General features: G+C 57.0%; 15 protein-coding genes. 5 read left to right on the top strand and 10 right to left on the bottom strand.

Annotation, left to right across the window (positions count from 1 at the left end; all coding sequences use genetic code 11):
• Nucleotides 1-6 precede the first annotated feature (6 nt).
• The 3 genes from sdhA to sdhC are packed head-to-tail and all read right to left on the bottom strand — an operon-like array spanning nt 7 to nt 2,518.
• The gene (gene sdhA / locus DOU50_RS10150) at nt 7-1,773 is read right to left on the bottom strand and encodes a succinate dehydrogenase flavoprotein subunit (protein WP_024908800.1); all 1,767 of its coding nucleotides are present in this window, start codon (nt 1,771-1,773) and stop codon (nt 7-9) included.
• The gene (gene sdhD / locus DOU50_RS10155) at nt 1,773-2,120 is read right to left on the bottom strand and encodes a succinate dehydrogenase membrane anchor subunit (protein ID WP_008501088.1); all 348 of its coding nucleotides are present in this window, start codon (nt 2,118-2,120) and stop codon (nt 1,773-1,775) included. The genes sdhA and sdhD overlap by 1 nt, the downstream gene beginning before the upstream one ends.
• A complete protein-coding gene (sdhC, locus tag DOU50_RS10160; RefSeq protein ID WP_020684965.1) occupies nt 2,114-2,518 on the bottom strand; it encodes a succinate dehydrogenase cytochrome b556 subunit in 405 nt (134 codons plus the stop codon). Before sdhC ends, sdhD begins: the two co-directional genes overlap by 7 nt.
• Before the next feature lie 639 nt (nt 2,519-3,157).
• Between sdhC and DOU50_RS10165 the strand changes: the two genes are divergently transcribed.
• Nucleotides 3,158-4,441 carry a citrate synthase gene (locus DOU50_RS10165; protein WP_023334930.1) on the top strand — a complete coding sequence of 428 codons (1,284 nt, stop codon included), beginning with the start codon at nt 3,158-3,160 and terminating at the stop codon, nt 4,439-4,441.
• Nucleotides 4,442-4,538: 97 nt separating this feature from the next.
• On the opposite strand, the gene nei is transcribed toward DOU50_RS10165, so the two are convergent.
• The 7 genes from nei to DOU50_RS10200 form a co-directional block, all read right to left on the bottom strand.
• On the bottom strand, nt 4,539-5,330 hold the full coding sequence (nei, locus tag DOU50_RS10170; protein ID WP_148769309.1) for an endonuclease VIII: 792 nt from the start codon (nt 5,328-5,330) through the stop codon (nt 4,539-4,541).
• Nucleotides 5,331-5,348: 18 nt separating this feature from the next.
• Nucleotides 5,349-6,089, bottom strand: a complete 741-nt coding sequence (pxpA, locus tag DOU50_RS10175) for a 5-oxoprolinase subunit PxpA (protein WP_148769310.1) — start codon at nt 6,087-6,089, stop codon at nt 5,349-5,351.
• Nucleotides 6,076-7,008 (bottom strand): 5-oxoprolinase subunit PxpC, encoded by a 933-nt coding sequence (gene pxpC, locus DOU50_RS10180; RefSeq protein WP_024908804.1) that lies wholly within the window; start codon nt 7,006-7,008, stop codon nt 6,076-6,078. Before pxpC ends, pxpA begins: the two co-directional genes overlap by 14 nt.
• Nucleotides 7,002-7,658, bottom strand: a complete 657-nt coding sequence (gene pxpB, locus DOU50_RS10185) for a 5-oxoprolinase subunit PxpB (protein ID WP_032649521.1) — start codon at nt 7,656-7,658, stop codon at nt 7,002-7,004. Before pxpB ends, pxpC begins: the two co-directional genes overlap by 7 nt.
• 14 nt (nt 7,659-7,672) lie before the next feature.
• Entirely contained in the window at nt 7,673-8,416 is a 744-nt protein-coding gene (locus DOU50_RS10190; protein ID WP_024908806.1) for a type 2 GTP cyclohydrolase I, read from the bottom strand.
• A 10-nt stretch (nt 8,417-8,426) separates the two neighbouring features.
• Nucleotides 8,427-9,839 (bottom strand): deoxyribodipyrimidine photo-lyase, encoded by a 1,413-nt coding sequence (phrB, locus tag DOU50_RS10195; protein ID WP_148769311.1) that lies wholly within the window; start codon nt 9,837-9,839, stop codon nt 8,427-8,429.
• Between the two features lie 347 nt (nt 9,840-10,186).
• Nucleotides 10,187-10,393, bottom strand: coding sequence for a YbfA family protein (locus DOU50_RS10200; RefSeq protein ID WP_008501079.1), 207 nt, complete (start codon nt 10,391-10,393; stop codon nt 10,187-10,189).
• 309 nt (nt 10,394-10,702) lie between these two features.
• Between DOU50_RS10200 and kdpF the strand changes: the two genes are divergently transcribed.
• The 4 genes from kdpF to kdpC all read left to right on the top strand — a co-directional run.
• Nucleotides 10,703-10,792 carry a K(+)-transporting ATPase subunit F gene (gene kdpF, locus DOU50_RS10205; protein WP_014069365.1) on the top strand — a complete coding sequence of 30 codons (90 nt, stop codon included), beginning with the start codon at nt 10,703-10,705 and terminating at the stop codon, nt 10,790-10,792.
• Nucleotides 10,792-12,471: a potassium-transporting ATPase subunit KdpA gene (kdpA, locus tag DOU50_RS10210; protein WP_048990035.1), complete on the top strand. Its 1,680-nt coding sequence runs from the start codon at nt 10,792-10,794 to the stop codon at nt 12,469-12,471. Before kdpF ends, kdpA begins: the two co-directional genes overlap by 1 nt.
• Nucleotides 12,472-12,489: 18 nt before the next feature.
• Nucleotides 12,490-14,538 carry a potassium-transporting ATPase subunit KdpB gene (kdpB, locus tag DOU50_RS10215; protein WP_024908809.1) on the top strand — a complete coding sequence of 683 codons (2,049 nt, stop codon included), beginning with the start codon at nt 12,490-12,492 and terminating at the stop codon, nt 14,536-14,538.
• 12 nt (nt 14,539-14,550) lie between these two features.
• Nucleotides 14,551-14,953, top strand: a 403-nt coding sequence (gene kdpC / locus DOU50_RS10220) for a potassium-transporting ATPase subunit KdpC (protein ID WP_148769312.1), incomplete at its 3' end; no start/stop codon positions are given.

The raw sequence follows: 14,953 nt of genomic DNA on the forward strand, positions 1-14,953 counted from the left end.
TCCGCATTAGTAAGTACGAATCTTCGGCGGGAACGCCGGACGCAGTTTCGGTTCCATATTGACGCTACGACGCGTCATGGTTTCCGACTCTGGCAGATACAGGGAATGGCACAGCCAGTTTTCGTCATCACGCTCCGGGAAGTCGAAGCGGCTATGCGCGCCACGGCTTTCGGTACGGAAGTTTGCCGACATCGCCGTCGCGAACGCGGTTTCCATCAGGTTATCCAGCTCCAGGCACTCAACGCGCTGGGTGTTGAACTCGCTGGAGGTGTCGTCCAGACGGGCATTTTTGAGACGCTCGCGGATAGCTTTCAGCTGCTCAAGGCCTTTGGCCATCGCATCGCCTTCACGGAATACCGAGAAGTTGTGCTGCATGCATTCCTGCAACGCTTTACGGATCTCCACCGGATCTTCGCCGTTACGGTTACCGTTCCAGCGGTTGAGGCGCTCAAGAGAGGCATCAATTTCGTCATCGGTCGCGTCACGCAGCGCGCCCTGCTCGGCAATAGATTCCTGCAGATGCAGACCCACTGCGCGACCAAACACTACCAGGTCCAGCAGGGAGTTACCGCCCAGACGGTTTGCGCCGTGTACGGATACGCAGGCAATTTCGCCTACCGCGAACAGGCCAGGAATAACCACGTCTTCGCCCTGCTCGTTCACGGTCAGCGCCTGACCGGTCACTTTGGTCGGAATACCGCCCATCATGTAGTGGCAGGTTGGGATAACCGGAATCGGCTCTTTCACCGGGTCGACGTGTGCAAAGGTGCGGGAGAGTTCCAGGATGCCCGGCAGACGGGATTCCAGCACTTCTTTACCCAGATGGTCGAGTTTCAGCTTCGCGTGTGGACCCCATGGGCCATCACAGCCGCGGCCTTCACGGATTTCGATCATGATGGAACGCGCCACCACGTCACGACCCGCCAGGTCTTTCGCATTCGGGGCATAACGCTCCATAAAGCGCTCGCCGTGTTTGTTCAGCAGGTAACCACCTTCACCGCGGCAACCTTCTGTTACCAGAACGCCCGCACCGGCGATACCGGTTGGGTGGAACTGCCACATCTCCATATCCTGCACCGGCACGCCCGCGCGGATAGCCATACCGACACCGTCACCGGTGTTAATGTGGGCGTTAGTGGTGGACTGATAAATACGGCCTGCGCCGCCGGTCGCCAGCACGGTCGCGCGGGCTTTGAAGTAAACCACTTCACCGGTTTCGATGCACAGCGCGGTACAACCAACAATTGCGCCATCGGCGTTTTTCACCAGATCCAGCGCATACCACTCGGAGAAGATGGTGGTGTGGTTTTTCAGGTTCTGCTGATACAGGGTGTGCAGCAGTGCGTGACCGGTACGGTCAGCCGCCGCCGCGGTACGTGCCGCCTGCTCGCCGCCGAAGTTTTTCGACTGGCCGCCAAACGGACGCTGATAGATAGTGCCATTTTCCAGACGGGAGAACGGCAGACCCATATGGTCCAGCTCCAGAATCGCTTCCGGGCCGGTTTTACACATATATTCGATGGCATCCTGGTCGCCGATGTAGTCGGAACCTTTTACCGTGTCATACATGTGCCATTCCCAGTTGTCTTCATGGGAGTTACCCAGCGCAACGGTGATACCGCCCTGCGCAGACACGGTGTGGGAACGGGTCGGGAAAACTTTAGAGAGCAGCGCACAGGTCTGGCCGCTCTGGGAAATTTGCAGTGCGGCACGCATACCTGCGCCACCGGCACCAATCACAACAGCATCAAATTCTCTGACTGGCAGTTTCATTACACACCCCACACCACAACGAATCCATAAATAACGTAAACCACCAGTGCAACCACAATGGCCAGCTGCAGCGGGAGGCGAATCGCCAGCGGTTTAACGTAATCGGTCAACACCTGCCACATACCAATCCAGGCATGAATAAGGATGGAGAACAGAGCCAGCAGGGTGAACACTTTGGTGAAGGCGGATCCGAAGAACCCACTCCAGATTTCCCACGTCAGCGTGCCGCTGGTCGCGAAGAAACCGATCATATAGATGATGTAAAGGGTGAGAACGATGGCGGTAGCACGGACCAGGATGAAGTCATGTACGCCGTTGCGTCCTAATGCGGAGGCGTTGCTTACCATACGAGAACTCCTGCGAGAAGTGAAAGCACGACTGTAATCACAAATGAAATGTTAGCGGAGCGTTTCCCGGCTTCGAACGTTTCTTCCAGGTAGCCGAAGTCCATCAGCATATGGCGAACACCCACAACGACGTGGTACGCCAGCGCGGTCAGAATGCCCCACATGATGAATTTCACGAAGAAGCTGTTCATGATGGCAGAAGCCTGGAGGAATCCTTCAGGGGAAGAGAGGCTGGTGCCCAGTAACCACAGCAAAATACCGACCGCCACAAACGTAATCACACCAGAAACACGGTGCAGGATGGACGCTATTGCTGTTACAGGGAACCGGATCGTTTTGAGATCCAGATTGACAGGTCTTTGTTTTTTCACATTTCTTATCATGAATAACGCCCACATGCTGTTCTTATTGTTTCCTTCCTCCGGACTGCGATGCGGGTCAAGCAGCGTTCCTTTTCTATAACTGCGCGTCATGCAAAACATTGCTTCCAGATGCTAAAACGACACGTTACAACGCTGGGTGGCTCGGGATTGCAGGGTGTTCCGGAGACCTGGCGGCAGTATAGGCCGTTCACAAAATCATTACAATTAACCTACATACAGTTTGTCGGGTTTTCTCTGGAACAGTGATCAGGGTCACGATAACAACATCTTTTTAATTTTTAATCATCTGATTTGACAAATGTTAAACAATATTGTTACAAACGTCATCAGAAAAGGCATATAATGCGCAAAAGTTATGAGGTCTCACTTTCACCTGACAAATAGTTATGTAACAGTGTGATGGTATTGACCGAAGTTATCAGGACAGTTATTAGTGATATACAGGTTTGAATAATTCGGACTGCAAAAACGCTGATTTGCTGTTGTTTCACTGATATTTCATTCGTTTACCTGCAAGGCGCCATAGCTCTGTACCCTGGTTTGTCCTCGTGAGCTGAGCGGTAAGCCAAATAACAATCTGGTAACGGTGATTTACAGCTGAAAGCAAATCCGGTGAAGCGCAGTCTTAAGCATAAGGCGCTAAGGAGACCGTAAATGGCTGATACAAAGGCAACGCTCACCCTAAATGGTGACACTGCTATTGAACTGGATGTGCTAAAAGGCACGCTCGGTCAGGATGTTATTGATATCCGTACGCTGGGTTCTAAAGGTGTGTTCACCTTTGACCCTGGATTTACCTCTACCGCATCTTGCGAATCCAAAATCACCTACATTGACGGTGACGAAGGTATCCTGCTCCATCGCGGCTTCCCCATCGATCAGTTAGCCACCGAATCCAACTATCTGGAAGTGTGCTACATCCTGCTGAACGGCGAAAAACCGACGCAGGCACAGTACGATGAATTCAAAACCACCGTGACCCGTCACACCATGATCCATGAGCAGATTACCCGTCTGTTCCATGCGTTCCGTCGTGACTCTCACCCTATGGCGGTGATGTGCGGGATTACCGGTGCGCTGGCGGCGTTCTACCACGACTCCCTTGACGTGAATAACCCGCGTCACCGTGATATCGCGGCGTTCCGCCTGCTGTCCAAAATGCCTACCATGGCGGCGATGTGCTACAAATACTCCATCGGCCAGCCGTTTGTGTATCCGCGCAACGACCTCTCCTACGCGGGTAACTTCCTGCGCATGATGTTCTCCACGCCGTGCGAAGAGTACGAAGTGAACCCGGTACTGGAACGTGCGATGGACCGTATTCTGATCCTGCACGCTGACCACGAACAGAACGCCTCTACCTCTACCGTCCGTACCGCGGGCTCTTCAGGCGCGAACCCATTCGCCTGTATCGCTGCGGGTATCGCCTCCCTGTGGGGACCGGCGCACGGCGGCGCGAACGAAGCGGCACTGAAGATGCTGGAAGAGATCAGCACCGTTGAGCACATTCCTGAGTTCGTGCGTCGTGCGAAAGACAAGAATGACTCCTTCCGCCTGATGGGCTTCGGTCACCGTGTTTACAAAAACTACGACCCGCGCGCCACCGTCATGCGTGAGACCTGCCACGAAGTGCTGAAAGAGCTGGGTACCAAAGATGACCTGCTGGAAGTGGCGATGGAGCTGGAACACATCGCGCTGAACGACCCGTACTTCATCGAGAAGAAACTCTACCCGAACGTCGATTTCTACTCTGGCATTATTCTGAAAGCGATGGGCATTCCGTCTTCCATGTTCACCGTCATCTTCGCCATGGCCCGTACCGTAGGCTGGATTGCGCACTGGAACGAAATGCACAGCGAAGGCATGAAAATTGCCCGTCCTCGTCAGCTGTATACCGGCTACGAGCAGCGTGATTTTAAGTCTGATATTAAGCGCTAACAGACGTTGGGTGCGGCCTGATGCCCTCACCCCGGCCCTCTCCCACAGGGAGAGGGAGAAAACATTAAAAACGGCAACTTTCGTTGCCGTTTTGCTTTTATTTCTGGCAGTGCGGGCACCAGTAAAAGGGTCTCGAAGAGAGCATAATCTTGTCGATAATCCCGCCGCATCGCTCGCACATTTTCCCCTCCCGATGAAACGCCTTGAACCGGAACAGCGCCCCGTGATGCTTGTTCTCATCCACCACGCCGCGCGTGTTGTACGACAGCCGCGGAATATCCAGCAGCGCGTGGGATAACGCCTCCAGCTGTTCATCATTCAGCTGAGACGCTTTGTGCTGCGGCGCCAGCCCGACTTCCCAGAGGATCTCCACCCGCAGGTAGTTGCCGAGCCCGGCCAAAAACGCCTGGTCAAGGAACAGGCCGGAAAACTGCCGGTTACGGAATTTAGGTGATAACAGCCGGGCCTTCACATCGCTCGCCATCAGGCGCATGTCCAGCACGTCCGGCCCGACCCGCTGCAGAAACGGGTGCGTCAGCAGCTGCTCCGGCGTTAACATTTCGATATCCGACGCGCTGTAAAGCAGGATCGCTTTATCCGCCGTTTGCAGCCTGACGCGCAGCACGCGGGTGGTTTGCGGCTGCTCCTCCGCCTCCACCACGCGCCAGACGCCGTAAAGCTGGTTATGGCTATATAACGTCAGGTTATGGGAAAAGTGCGTGAGCAACGCTTTGCCGCGCGTTTCAATATGGGTCACCGTCTGCCCCACCAGCTGTGATTCAAACGGTTTTAGCTGAGGAAAAGCAAACCAGACATGCGTCAACGGTTTGCCCTTTATCGCCGCCTCCAGGCTATCCGCCGCGCGGCGGATCTCCGGACCTTCTGGCATGTTATTGTCCTTTCATGATTATTCTGCGCTGACCAGAATGCCCTCTTCAGAGAACGCCGCCCGCAAGCGGCGCGCGAACTGGAGCGCATGCTCGCCGTCGCCGTGTAAACACACCGTATCAGCCTGAACGTTTGCCTGTGTGCCATCCACGGCGGTCACCCGCCCGGCGCGCACCATCTCCAGCGTCTGCGCCAGCGCTTTAGCTTCGTCGGTAATCAGCGCCCCGGCCTGTGTACGTGGAACCAGGCTGCCGTCCGGCAGGTATCCCCGGTCGGCAAACACTTCCTGACGGGTGGTCAGGCCCAGCCGCTGTCCGGCACGAATAAGCTCGCTACCCGCAAGGCCTACCAGAATCAGCTGCGGATTACAGTCCCGCACCGCGCGGGCAATCACCTCCGCCAGCGCCGGATCTTTCGCCGCCTGGTTATAGAGCATGCCGTGCGGCTTCACGTGGCGCAGTACGCCCTTCTCAGCGCGTACCATCGCCTCCAGCGCGCCGATCTGGTAGAGCACCTGAGCGTAGACCGTATCCGGCGGCAGATCCATCGCCGTGCGGCCAAAGTTTTCCCGGTCAGGGAAGCTCGGATGAGCGCCAATCGCGACGCCGTTTTTGATGGCATTACGCACGCTCTCCAGCATGGTTTGCGCATCGCCCGCGTGAAAGCCACAGGCGATGTTGACTGAGGTGACAAGCGTCATCAGCGCCGCATCGGCGCTGCTGCCCTCGCCCAGATCGGCATTCAAATCAATCTTTACCATCAAGCCTCCACGCCAGCTGTTCGAGATAACGCTGCTGATCCTGCCGCGCCTTCAGCGCCTCTTCCAGTGAACACTGCACGAAGTGAATCGGCTGGCCGAGAGGAATTTGCGCCAGATGGTAGCGATCGGCTTCAATGATGCAGGCAATTCGCGGGTAACCGCCGGTCGTCTGCGCGTCGTTCATTAACACGATCGGTTGCCCGTTGCCTGGAACCTGAATAACCCCAGGCAGTAAACCGTGGGAGAGCAGTTCCCGGTCCGTCGTGCGGGTCAGCGGCTGCCCCTGAAGACGGTAGCCCATGCGGTTACTCTGCGGACTGAGCTTCCACGGTGAGCGCCAGAAGGACTCTTTGGAAGCCTCGTCAAACTCATGATATTCCGGCCCCGGTAAGGCGCGGATCTGGTTTCCCCACAGCAGCTGTTTTACGCCCTGCGCGGTCGAGAAATGGCGTGCCGAGGGCTTGATTGCCAGCCGGTCGCCGTCGCGCAGCAAACGTCCTTCATGACCGCCGATCCCGGCTTTCTGATCGGTACTGGATGAGCCCAGCACCTCAGGCACGTCGATGCCGCCCGCCACCGCGAGATAGCTACGTACACCGTGCAAAGGACGCTTTAAGGTTAGACGCTGTCCGGCTTTCGCCCGCAGCCGCCAGCCGGTCCACACCGCTTTGCCATCCAGCGTCGCGTCACACCCGGCGCCGGTTAAGGCAAACCAGGTCTCCTGACTAAACTCAATGACGCACTGGCCGAGCGTAATTTCGAGCGCGGCCGTATTGCCGGGGTTGCCCACCAGCACGTTAGCAATCTCCAGCGCAGGCCTGTCCAGCGCGCCACAATAGCTCACGCCAGACTGGCGCATACCAAAGCGGCCCGCATCCTGTACGGAGGTATAAAGCCCGGCGCGAATAAGCGTTAACATACCCCCTCCTTCTGCGGGATAAAGCGAAGGGTATCGCCGGGACGCAGGAGTATTGGCGTCTCCAGCCCCGGGTCAAATAACGGTGTGGCGGTATGCCCAATAAGCTGCCAGCCGCCGGGCGATGTCAGCGGATAAACGCCGGTCTGCTCGCCGCCGATAGCCACCGTCCCCGCCGGTACGCTCAGGCGCGGTTCGGCACGACGTGGCGTATGCAGCTGAGGGGCTAATCCCCCCAGATACGGGAATCCGGGCTGAAACCCCAGGAACCAGACCACGTAGTCAACCGAGCTGTGCAGCTCAACAACCTGCTTTGCTGTTAAACCACAGTGGTCTGCCACCACGTCGAGATCCGGTCCCCCCGTGCCGCCATACACGACCGGGATCTCGATGGCACGCGATTCCGGCTCCAGCGCCTCACTCTCTTCCCACCAGCGCTGCAAACGTTCGATGGCATCCAGCGCCAGCGTATGCGGGCTACGCAGCACCACTGTGATGTTATTCATCCCCGGAATGGCTTCAACCACTTCCGGCAGATCGACCAGACGCTGGGTTAGCCGCCAGATACGCTTTTGCGTGGCAAGGGTCACCGGCGGCTCGAGCTCCAGAACCACTGCCGTTTCTCCCAGAAGATAACAACGCGCTCGCTGCACTCAGGCACCTCTCATCAGGCCGGGTTAGGGATATCAATAAAGGTCACATCCAGATCGGTGTTTTCCGTCAGCCACTCGCTGAGGGCGCGAATGCCGCCGCGCTCGGTGGCATGATGGCCTGCCGCGTAAAAATGCAGCCCCTGCTCACGCGCCGAATGAATAGTCTGCTCGGACACCTCGCCGGTGATAAAAGCATCGACACCAAAACGCGCGGCGCTGTCGATAAAGCCCTGCCCGCCACCGGTACACCAGGCCACACGCTTCACCGTATCCGGGCCGGTATCACCGCTCCATAGCGGACGACGTCCCAGGCGCGCTTCAATCCACGAGGCCAGCTCCAGCCCCGGAACCGGCATCGCCAGTTCGCCCCACGGCACCAGCGGCTCAATCTCGCCCATCACGGTAATGCCCAGTAGCTGCGCCAGCTGGACGTTGTTGCCGAGCTCCGGGTGCGCATCCAGCGGCAGGTGGTAACCGTACAAGTTAATGTCATTTGCCAGCAGCGTTTTCAGGCGGTTGCGCTTCATGCCGCGAATAATCGGCGATTCGTTTTTCCAGAAGTAACCGTGATGGACAATCACCGCATCAGCGTTCTGACGGACCGCCTCGTCCAGCAGCGCCTGGCTTGCCGTGACGCCGGTGATAATTTTTTGCACCGTTTCACGTCCTTCGACCTGGAGCCCGTTCGGGCCGTAATCGCTGAAGGAGGCACTATTCAGTTTTTCGTTAATCAGGCGTTCCAGTTCGCTGTTTTTCATCATCACTCTCTTATGCTTTGCGGGCCGCTTCGTACGCAGCCAGCGTGGCGACACGCGCCTGTTTATGATCGACAATCGGACGGGGATAATTCAGTTTTACACGCTGTTTATCCGCCCATGCCCACGGTTCGTGGATCGCTTTAGCCGGTATCTCTTTAAGTTCAGGGACCCAGCGGCGGATAAACTCGCCGTCCTCATCAAATTTTTGTCCCTGAGTGGTTGGATTAAAAATCCGGAAATAGGGAGCCGCATCGGTGCCCGTTGAGGCTGCCCACTGCCAGCCGCCGTTATTCGCGGCAAGATCGCCATCGATCAGCTGAGAGATAAAATAGCGCTCTCCGATACGCCAGTCGATAAGCAGATCCTTCACCAGAAAGCTGGCGGTAATCATTCGCAGGCGGTTGTGCATCCACCCCGTCTCATTGAGCTGACGCATCGCGGCATCGACTATCGGATAGCCCGTCAGCCCTTTTTGCCAGGCCTGTAAAAGTGCCTCGTCGTGCTGCCATTTTACGTTGTCGGTCCAGGGAATGAACGGACGATGCTTACAGAGATCGGGATGATACGTCATCAGATGGCGATAAAACTCACGCCAGATCAGTTCATTCAACCAGACGGACCCAGCGCCGCCCTCCAGCGCCTGCGGCTGCTCCGCCAGCAGACGATGTAAACACTGGCGAGGAGAGATCGCGCCCAGCGCCAGACAGGCCGACAGGCGGCTGGTGCCCTCGATGGCGGGAAAATCCCGACGCGCGTCGTAGTTGGCCGCATCCTGTTTGCAGAACTGGCGCAGTTGGGCGATGGCCGCTTTCTCATCAGCGGGGAACAGCGCTTTATCAAACGGCTGCTGAGGATAATCGAACGTCAGTTCAGGCAGGTCCTTTATGGCTCCGCCCCTCGCAGCAGGCGCAGCAACGCACTCCGGCAACGCCTCTTTCAGACGTTTGATAAAGGCATTTTTAAACGGTGTGAAAACTTTATACATCTCACGGTTGCCGGTCATCACGCTGCCCGGCGCCAGCATCACGCTGTCATCAAATCCTTCACAGACCACATCTTCCAGTATCTTCTCCAGCTGACGGTCGCGCTGCTGCTCGTTGAATTCGTACTGATAGTTGTAAAAAAGATGCGTAACGTTGTGCTGCTTACAGGTCTCCTGCACCGTCTGCAGCTGTGCGGCAAAATCACTTACCTCTTTATAAATCAGCGGTATGCCTTTTCCGGCAAGCGAATGCTGCAGTTCGGTCAGATACGCCCGCAGCAAGGCCGCCTGGCGGGGAGCCATATCGTGCTGCCGCCACTGCCCGGGCGTAGCCACAAACAGAGCCAGTACGTTAGCGTCTTTGGCGCGGCAGGCTGCCGCGAGGGCGATGTTGTCATGTACGCGCAGATCCGCGCGAAACCAAACCAGATGGGTGGGCATAAAACTCCAGGCAAATATCCATTATGTCCGTAAGGGCATGCCGTAAAAGGAAAAAGCATGCATTGAACTACTTTGCCATGAAGTGTAGACGGGATGAAATAAAAAAGGCCGCCCGAGGCGGCCTTAACGCTACTTGTCCTGCGAAATCGTGGTTAAAGCAACAAACCCGATCGGCTCATCACTTATTAGGATTTTATAAAGGCTTCGAGGGATTGCCATCTGCTTACAGGAGGGGATGATAAAAATCCCGGGTAGGGGCTGGAAGACCACCCAACGGACCGCGAATCCGGAGGGACAAAAAAACCGCCACATTGCTGTTGGCGGTTTTTTTATTGCTGTGTGTAGTCTTAGTAGAAGTCGCAGGTCGCTTTCTCGGCCTGATCCATCCATACCGGCTTCTCGCTGGTTTTCGCCCAGACGCGGTGCAGATAGCTATAAAAACGTGCACGATCTTTCCAGAACAGCATCACCGGCAGAGCCAGCACGCCAGCCACTACGGCGAAAGCGCGGCGCATGAACACGATATGAGCCGGAAACTCTTTATAAAGATCCATATTTTTCTCCCCTATAGTTGGCCGGAAACGTCATCCGGAAAATTCAAAATCTGTGACCTGGCTAAAATAATATCGCTTTGCTTGTAATTTTACTACTCATCCGACCACTTATTTTCGTCCGTTTAGCCAAAATTTACATTCACGCCGTAATTAAGTTACAAAAAAGTTAACGATTTACTTATCAATAGTTAAATTGTGGACTTTGCCATTTTTATACTTTTTTTACACCCGCCCTTCTCATTTTTGCGAAATCTTTGCGCCATAAATCCTACCGTTAGCACAACAACAAAAGTCACCCGGAGGTGGATTGTGAGTGCAGGTCTTATTGCCGGCATCGTGCTGGTGTTCCTGTTATTGGGTTATCTGGTTTATGCCCTGATTAATGCGGAGGCATTCTGATGGCTGCTCAGGCGTTTTTGCTTATTGCCAGTTTCTTAGTGGTGTTGTTCGTCCTGGCAAGGCCACTGGGCTCGGGGCTGGCACGGCTGATCAATAACGTTCCCCTGCCCGGCACGGGAAGCGTTGAAAAAGGGATCTGGCGCGTACTGGGTGTAGACGATCGGGAGATGAACTGGCGTGACTATCTGATCGCCATTCTGCTGCTGAACATTGTCGGACTCATTGCGCTTTTTGCCATGCTGATGTTGCAGGGTATCCTGCCGCTGAATCCGCAACAATTACCGGGCCTGTCGTGGCATCTTGCGCTGAACACGGCAGTCAGTTTTGTCACCAACACCAACTGGCAGTCCTATTCCGGTGAAACCACGCTCAGCTACTTCAGCCAGATGGTCGGATTAACCGTGCAGAACTTCCTCTCTGCCGCCAGCGGTATTGCGGTGATCTTCGCGCTGACGCGTGCGTTTGCACGTCAGAAAGTGAGTACGTTAGGTAACGCATGGGTAGACCTGACGCGCATTACGCTGTGGATCCTGCTGCCGATTGCGCTGCTGATCGCGCTGTTCTTTATTCAGCAGGGCACCCTGCAAAACCTGATGCCTTACACGCCTTATACCTCGCTGGAAGGCGCAAAACAGCTCCTGCCGATGGGGCCGGTGGCGTCGCAGGAAGCCATCAAAATGCTCGGAACGAACGGCGGGGGCTTCTTCAACGCCAACTCCTCGCACCCGTTTGAAAACCCTACCGCCCTGACCAATTTTGTGCAGATGCTGGCGATTTTCCTGATCCCCGCCGCGCTCTGCTTTGCCTTTGGCGACGTAGTCAACGATCGCCGTCAGGGGCGCACCCTGCTCTGGACCATGTCGCTTATCTTCGTGGTCTGTGTAGCGCTGGTGATGTGGGCCGAATGGCAGGGTAATCCGCACTTCCTGACACTGGGTGCCGACAGCGCAATCAACATGGAAGGTAAAGAGAGCCGCTTTGGCATTCTCGCCAGCAGCCTGTATGCGGTGGTCACCACGGCTGCCTCGTGCGGGGCCGTCAACGCCATGCACGATTCCTTTACGGCGCTGGGTGGCATGATCCCGATGTGGCTGATGCAGATTGGCGAGGTGGTGTTTGGCGGCGTAGGCTCTGGTCTTTACGGCATGCTGCTGTTCGTGCTGCTGGCGGTGTTTATTGCCGGTCTGATGATTGGCCGCACCCCGGAATATCTGGGTAAAAAAATCGACGTTCGCGAGATGAAATTAACCGCGCTGGCGATTCTGGTCACCCCGGCGCTTGTGCTGCTCGGCACCGCGCTGGCGCTGATGACCGAGGCCGGACGCAGCGGCATCTTTAACCCTGGCATTCACGGTTTTAGTGAAGTGCTGTATGCCGTCTCCTCTGCCGCCAACAACAACGGCAGCGCCTTTGCAGGCTTAAGCGCCAACTCACCGTTCTGGAACTGCCTGCTGGCGTTCTGCATGTTCGTGGGTCGCTTCGGGATCATTGTGCCGGTTATGGCGATTGCCGGATCGCTGGTGAACAAAAAAATCCAACCGACCACCACCGGGACGTTACCGACCCACGGCGCGCTGTTTATCGGCCTGCTGACGGGCACCGTGTTACTGGTCGGCGCCCTGACCTTTATCCCCGCCCTCGCGTTAGGCCCGGTCGCGGAATACCTCTCTTTACGCTGATTTTGCGGAGAAATTGTCATGAGTCGTAAACAACTGGCCCTGTTCGAACCGTCATTAGTTCGTCAGGCGCTCATGGATGCGGTGAAAAAGCTGAGCCCGCGCGTGCAGTGGCACAACCCGGTGATGTTTATTGTCTGGGCGGGAAGCGTCCTGACCACCGGCCTGGCGATTGCCATGGGAACGGGCCACATGCCGGGGAATGCGATGTTTACCGGCGCCATCAGCCTGTGGCTGTGGTTTACCGTGCTGTTCGCCAATTTTGCGGAAGCGCTGGCGGAAGGCCGGAGTAAAGCCCAGGCCAACAGCCTGAAAGGGGTGAAAAAAACCGCCTTCGCGCGCAAGCTACGTGAACCGAAATACGGCGCGCAGATGGACCACGTTCCGGCGGATGAACTGCGTAAAGGCGATGTGGTGCTGGTGGAAGCCGGTGACATCATCCCTTGCGACGGCGAAGTCATTGAAGGGGGAGCATCGGTGGATGAAAGCGCCATCACCGGCGAATCCGCGCCGGTGATCCGTGAGTCCGGCGGCGATTTCGCCTCCGTGACGGGCGGGACGCGCATTCTTTCCGACTGGCTGGTGATACAGTGCAGCGTTAACCCGGGTGAAACCTTCCTCGACCGGATGATCGCCATGGTGGAAGGCGCCCAGCGCCGTAAAACGCCAAACGAAATTGCCCTGACCATCCTGCTGGTGGCCCTGACCATTGTCTTCCTGCTGGCAACCGCGACGCTGTGGCCATTCTCTGCCTATGGCGGTACCGCGGTCACCGTCACGGTACTGGTGGCGCTGCTGGTTTGTCTGATCCCAACCACCATTGGCGGCCTGCTGTCGGCCATCGGCGTGGCCGGCATGAGCCGTATGCTCGGTGCCAACGTTATCGCCACCAGCGGGCGTGCGGTGGAAGCCGCCGGTGACGTGGACGTCTTGCTGCTGGATAAAACCGGGACCATCACCCTCGGTAACCGTCAGGCGTCAGATTTCTTACCCGCCCCGGGCGTGGATGAAAAAACGCTGGCAGATGCCGCACAGCTCTCTTCGCTTGCCGATGAAACCCCGGAAGGCCGCAGTATCGTGATCCTCGCCAAGCAACGCTTTAACCTGCGCCAGCGCGACGTTCAGAGCCTGCACGCCACGTTCGTGCCCTTCACGGCGCAAACCCGCATGAGCGGCATTAACATTCAGGATCGCATGATCCGTAAAGGCTCGGTTGACGCCATCCGCCGCCACATCGAGGCTAACAACGGTCACTTCCCGCCGGAAGTGGACAGCCTGGTCGAAAGCGTGGCCCGTCAGGGGGCGACGCCGCTGGTGGTGGCCGAAGGGGCCCATGTGCTGGGGGTAATTGCGCTGAAGGATATCGTCAAAGGCGGCATCAAGGAGCGCTTTGCCCAGCTGCGTAAGATGGGGATCAAAACGGTAATGATCACCGGGGATAACCGTCTTACCGCCGCGGCGATTGCCGCCGAAGCGGGCGTGGATGATTTCCTTTCCGAAGCCACCCCGGAAGCCAAGCTGGCACTGATTCGTCAGTATCAGGCGGAAGGCCGTCTGGTGGCGATGACGGGTGACGGGACCAACGATGCCCCTGCCCTGGCGCAGGCCGACGTGGCGGTGGCAATGAACTCCGGTACCCAGGCGGCAAAAGAGGCGGGCAATATGGTCGACCTCGACTCTAACCCGACCAAGCTGATCGAAGTGGTACACATCGGCAAGCAGATGCTGATGACGCGCGGGTCGCTGACCACGTTCAGTATCGCCAACGACGTGGCGAAGTATTTCGCCATCATTCCGGCCGCGTTTGCCGCGACCTATCCGCAGTTAAACGCCCTGAACGTGATGCACCTGCACTCTCCGGCCTCGGCCATTCTGAGCGCAGTCATCTTTAACGCCCTGATTATTGTCTTCCTGATCCCGCTGGCGCTGAAGGGCGTGAGCTATAAGCCGCTCACGGCGGCCGCCATGCTGCGCCGTAACCTGTGGATTTACGGCCTGGGCGGGCTGGTGGTGCCCTTCGTCGGTATCAAGGTTATCGACCTGCTGTTGACGCTGTTCGGCCTGGTTTAAAAGGTGAATCAAATGACCATGTTACGCCCCGCTATACTTCTGTTTATTCTGCTGTCTCTCATTACCGGCGGGCTGTACCCGCTGGTGACCACCGCGCTGGGCCAGTGGTGGTTTAAGGATCAGGCTAACGGCTCGCTGATACTGCAAAACGGTGAAAACCGCGGTTCTCGCCTGATTGGTCAGAACTTTACGGATGCCCGCTACTTCCAGGGACGCCCTTCCGCCACTGCCGAAAGCCCGTATAATCCGATGGCATCCGGCGGCAGCAACCTGGCGGGCAGCAACCCGGAGCTGGACAAAGCCGTCGCTGAGCGCGTGGCAACCCTGCGCGCCGCGAATCCACAGGCCAGCCGGGAAGTACCCGTGGAGCTGGTGACCGCCTCGGCCAGCGGGCTGGACTACAGCCTGACGCCGG

Source organism: Enterobacter sp. C6 (genome assembly GCF_008122455.1).
GTDB classification, from domain to species: domain Bacteria; phylum Pseudomonadota; class Gammaproteobacteria; order Enterobacterales; family Enterobacteriaceae; genus Enterobacter; species Enterobacter pseudoroggenkampii.

Excerpts from the sequence above, each read along its gene's own strand:
- sdhA (WP_024908800.1), bottom strand. The coding sequence starts at position 1,773 with ATGAAACTGCCAGTCAGAGAATTTGATGCTGTTGTGATTGGTGCCGGT.
- sdhD (WP_008501088.1), bottom strand. The coding sequence starts at position 2,120 with ATGGTAAGCAACGCCTCCGCATTAGGACGCAACGGCGTACATGACTTC.
- sdhC (WP_020684965.1), bottom strand. The coding sequence starts at position 2,518 with ATGTGGGCGTTATTCATGATAAGAAATGTGAAAAAACAAAGACCTGTC.
- DOU50_RS10165 (WP_023334930.1), top strand. The coding sequence starts at position 3,158 with ATGGCTGATACAAAGGCAACGCTCACCCTAAATGGTGACACTGCTATT.
- nei (WP_148769309.1), bottom strand. The coding sequence starts at position 5,330 with ATGCCAGAAGGTCCGGAGATCCGCCGCGCGGCGGATAGCCTGGAGGCG.
- pxpA (WP_148769310.1), bottom strand. The coding sequence starts at position 6,089 with ATGGTAAAGATTGATTTGAATGCCGATCTGGGCGAGGGCAGCAGCGCC.
- pxpC (WP_024908804.1), bottom strand. The coding sequence starts at position 7,008 with ATGTTAACGCTTATTCGCGCCGGGCTTTATACCTCCGTACAGGATGCG.
- DOU50_RS10190 (WP_024908806.1), bottom strand. The coding sequence starts at position 8,416 with ATGAAAAACAGCGAACTGGAACGCCTGATTAACGAAAAACTGAATAGT.
- phrB (WP_148769311.1), bottom strand. The coding sequence starts at position 9,839 with ATGCCCACCCATCTGGTTTGGTTTCGCGCGGATCTGCGCGTACATGAC.
- DOU50_RS10200 (WP_008501079.1), bottom strand. The coding sequence starts at position 10,393 with ATGGATCTTTATAAAGAGTTTCCGGCTCATATCGTGTTCATGCGCCGC.
- kdpA (WP_048990035.1), top strand. The coding sequence starts at position 10,792 with ATGGCTGCTCAGGCGTTTTTGCTTATTGCCAGTTTCTTAGTGGTGTTG.
- kdpB (WP_024908809.1), top strand. The coding sequence starts at position 12,490 with ATGAGTCGTAAACAACTGGCCCTGTTCGAACCGTCATTAGTTCGTCAG.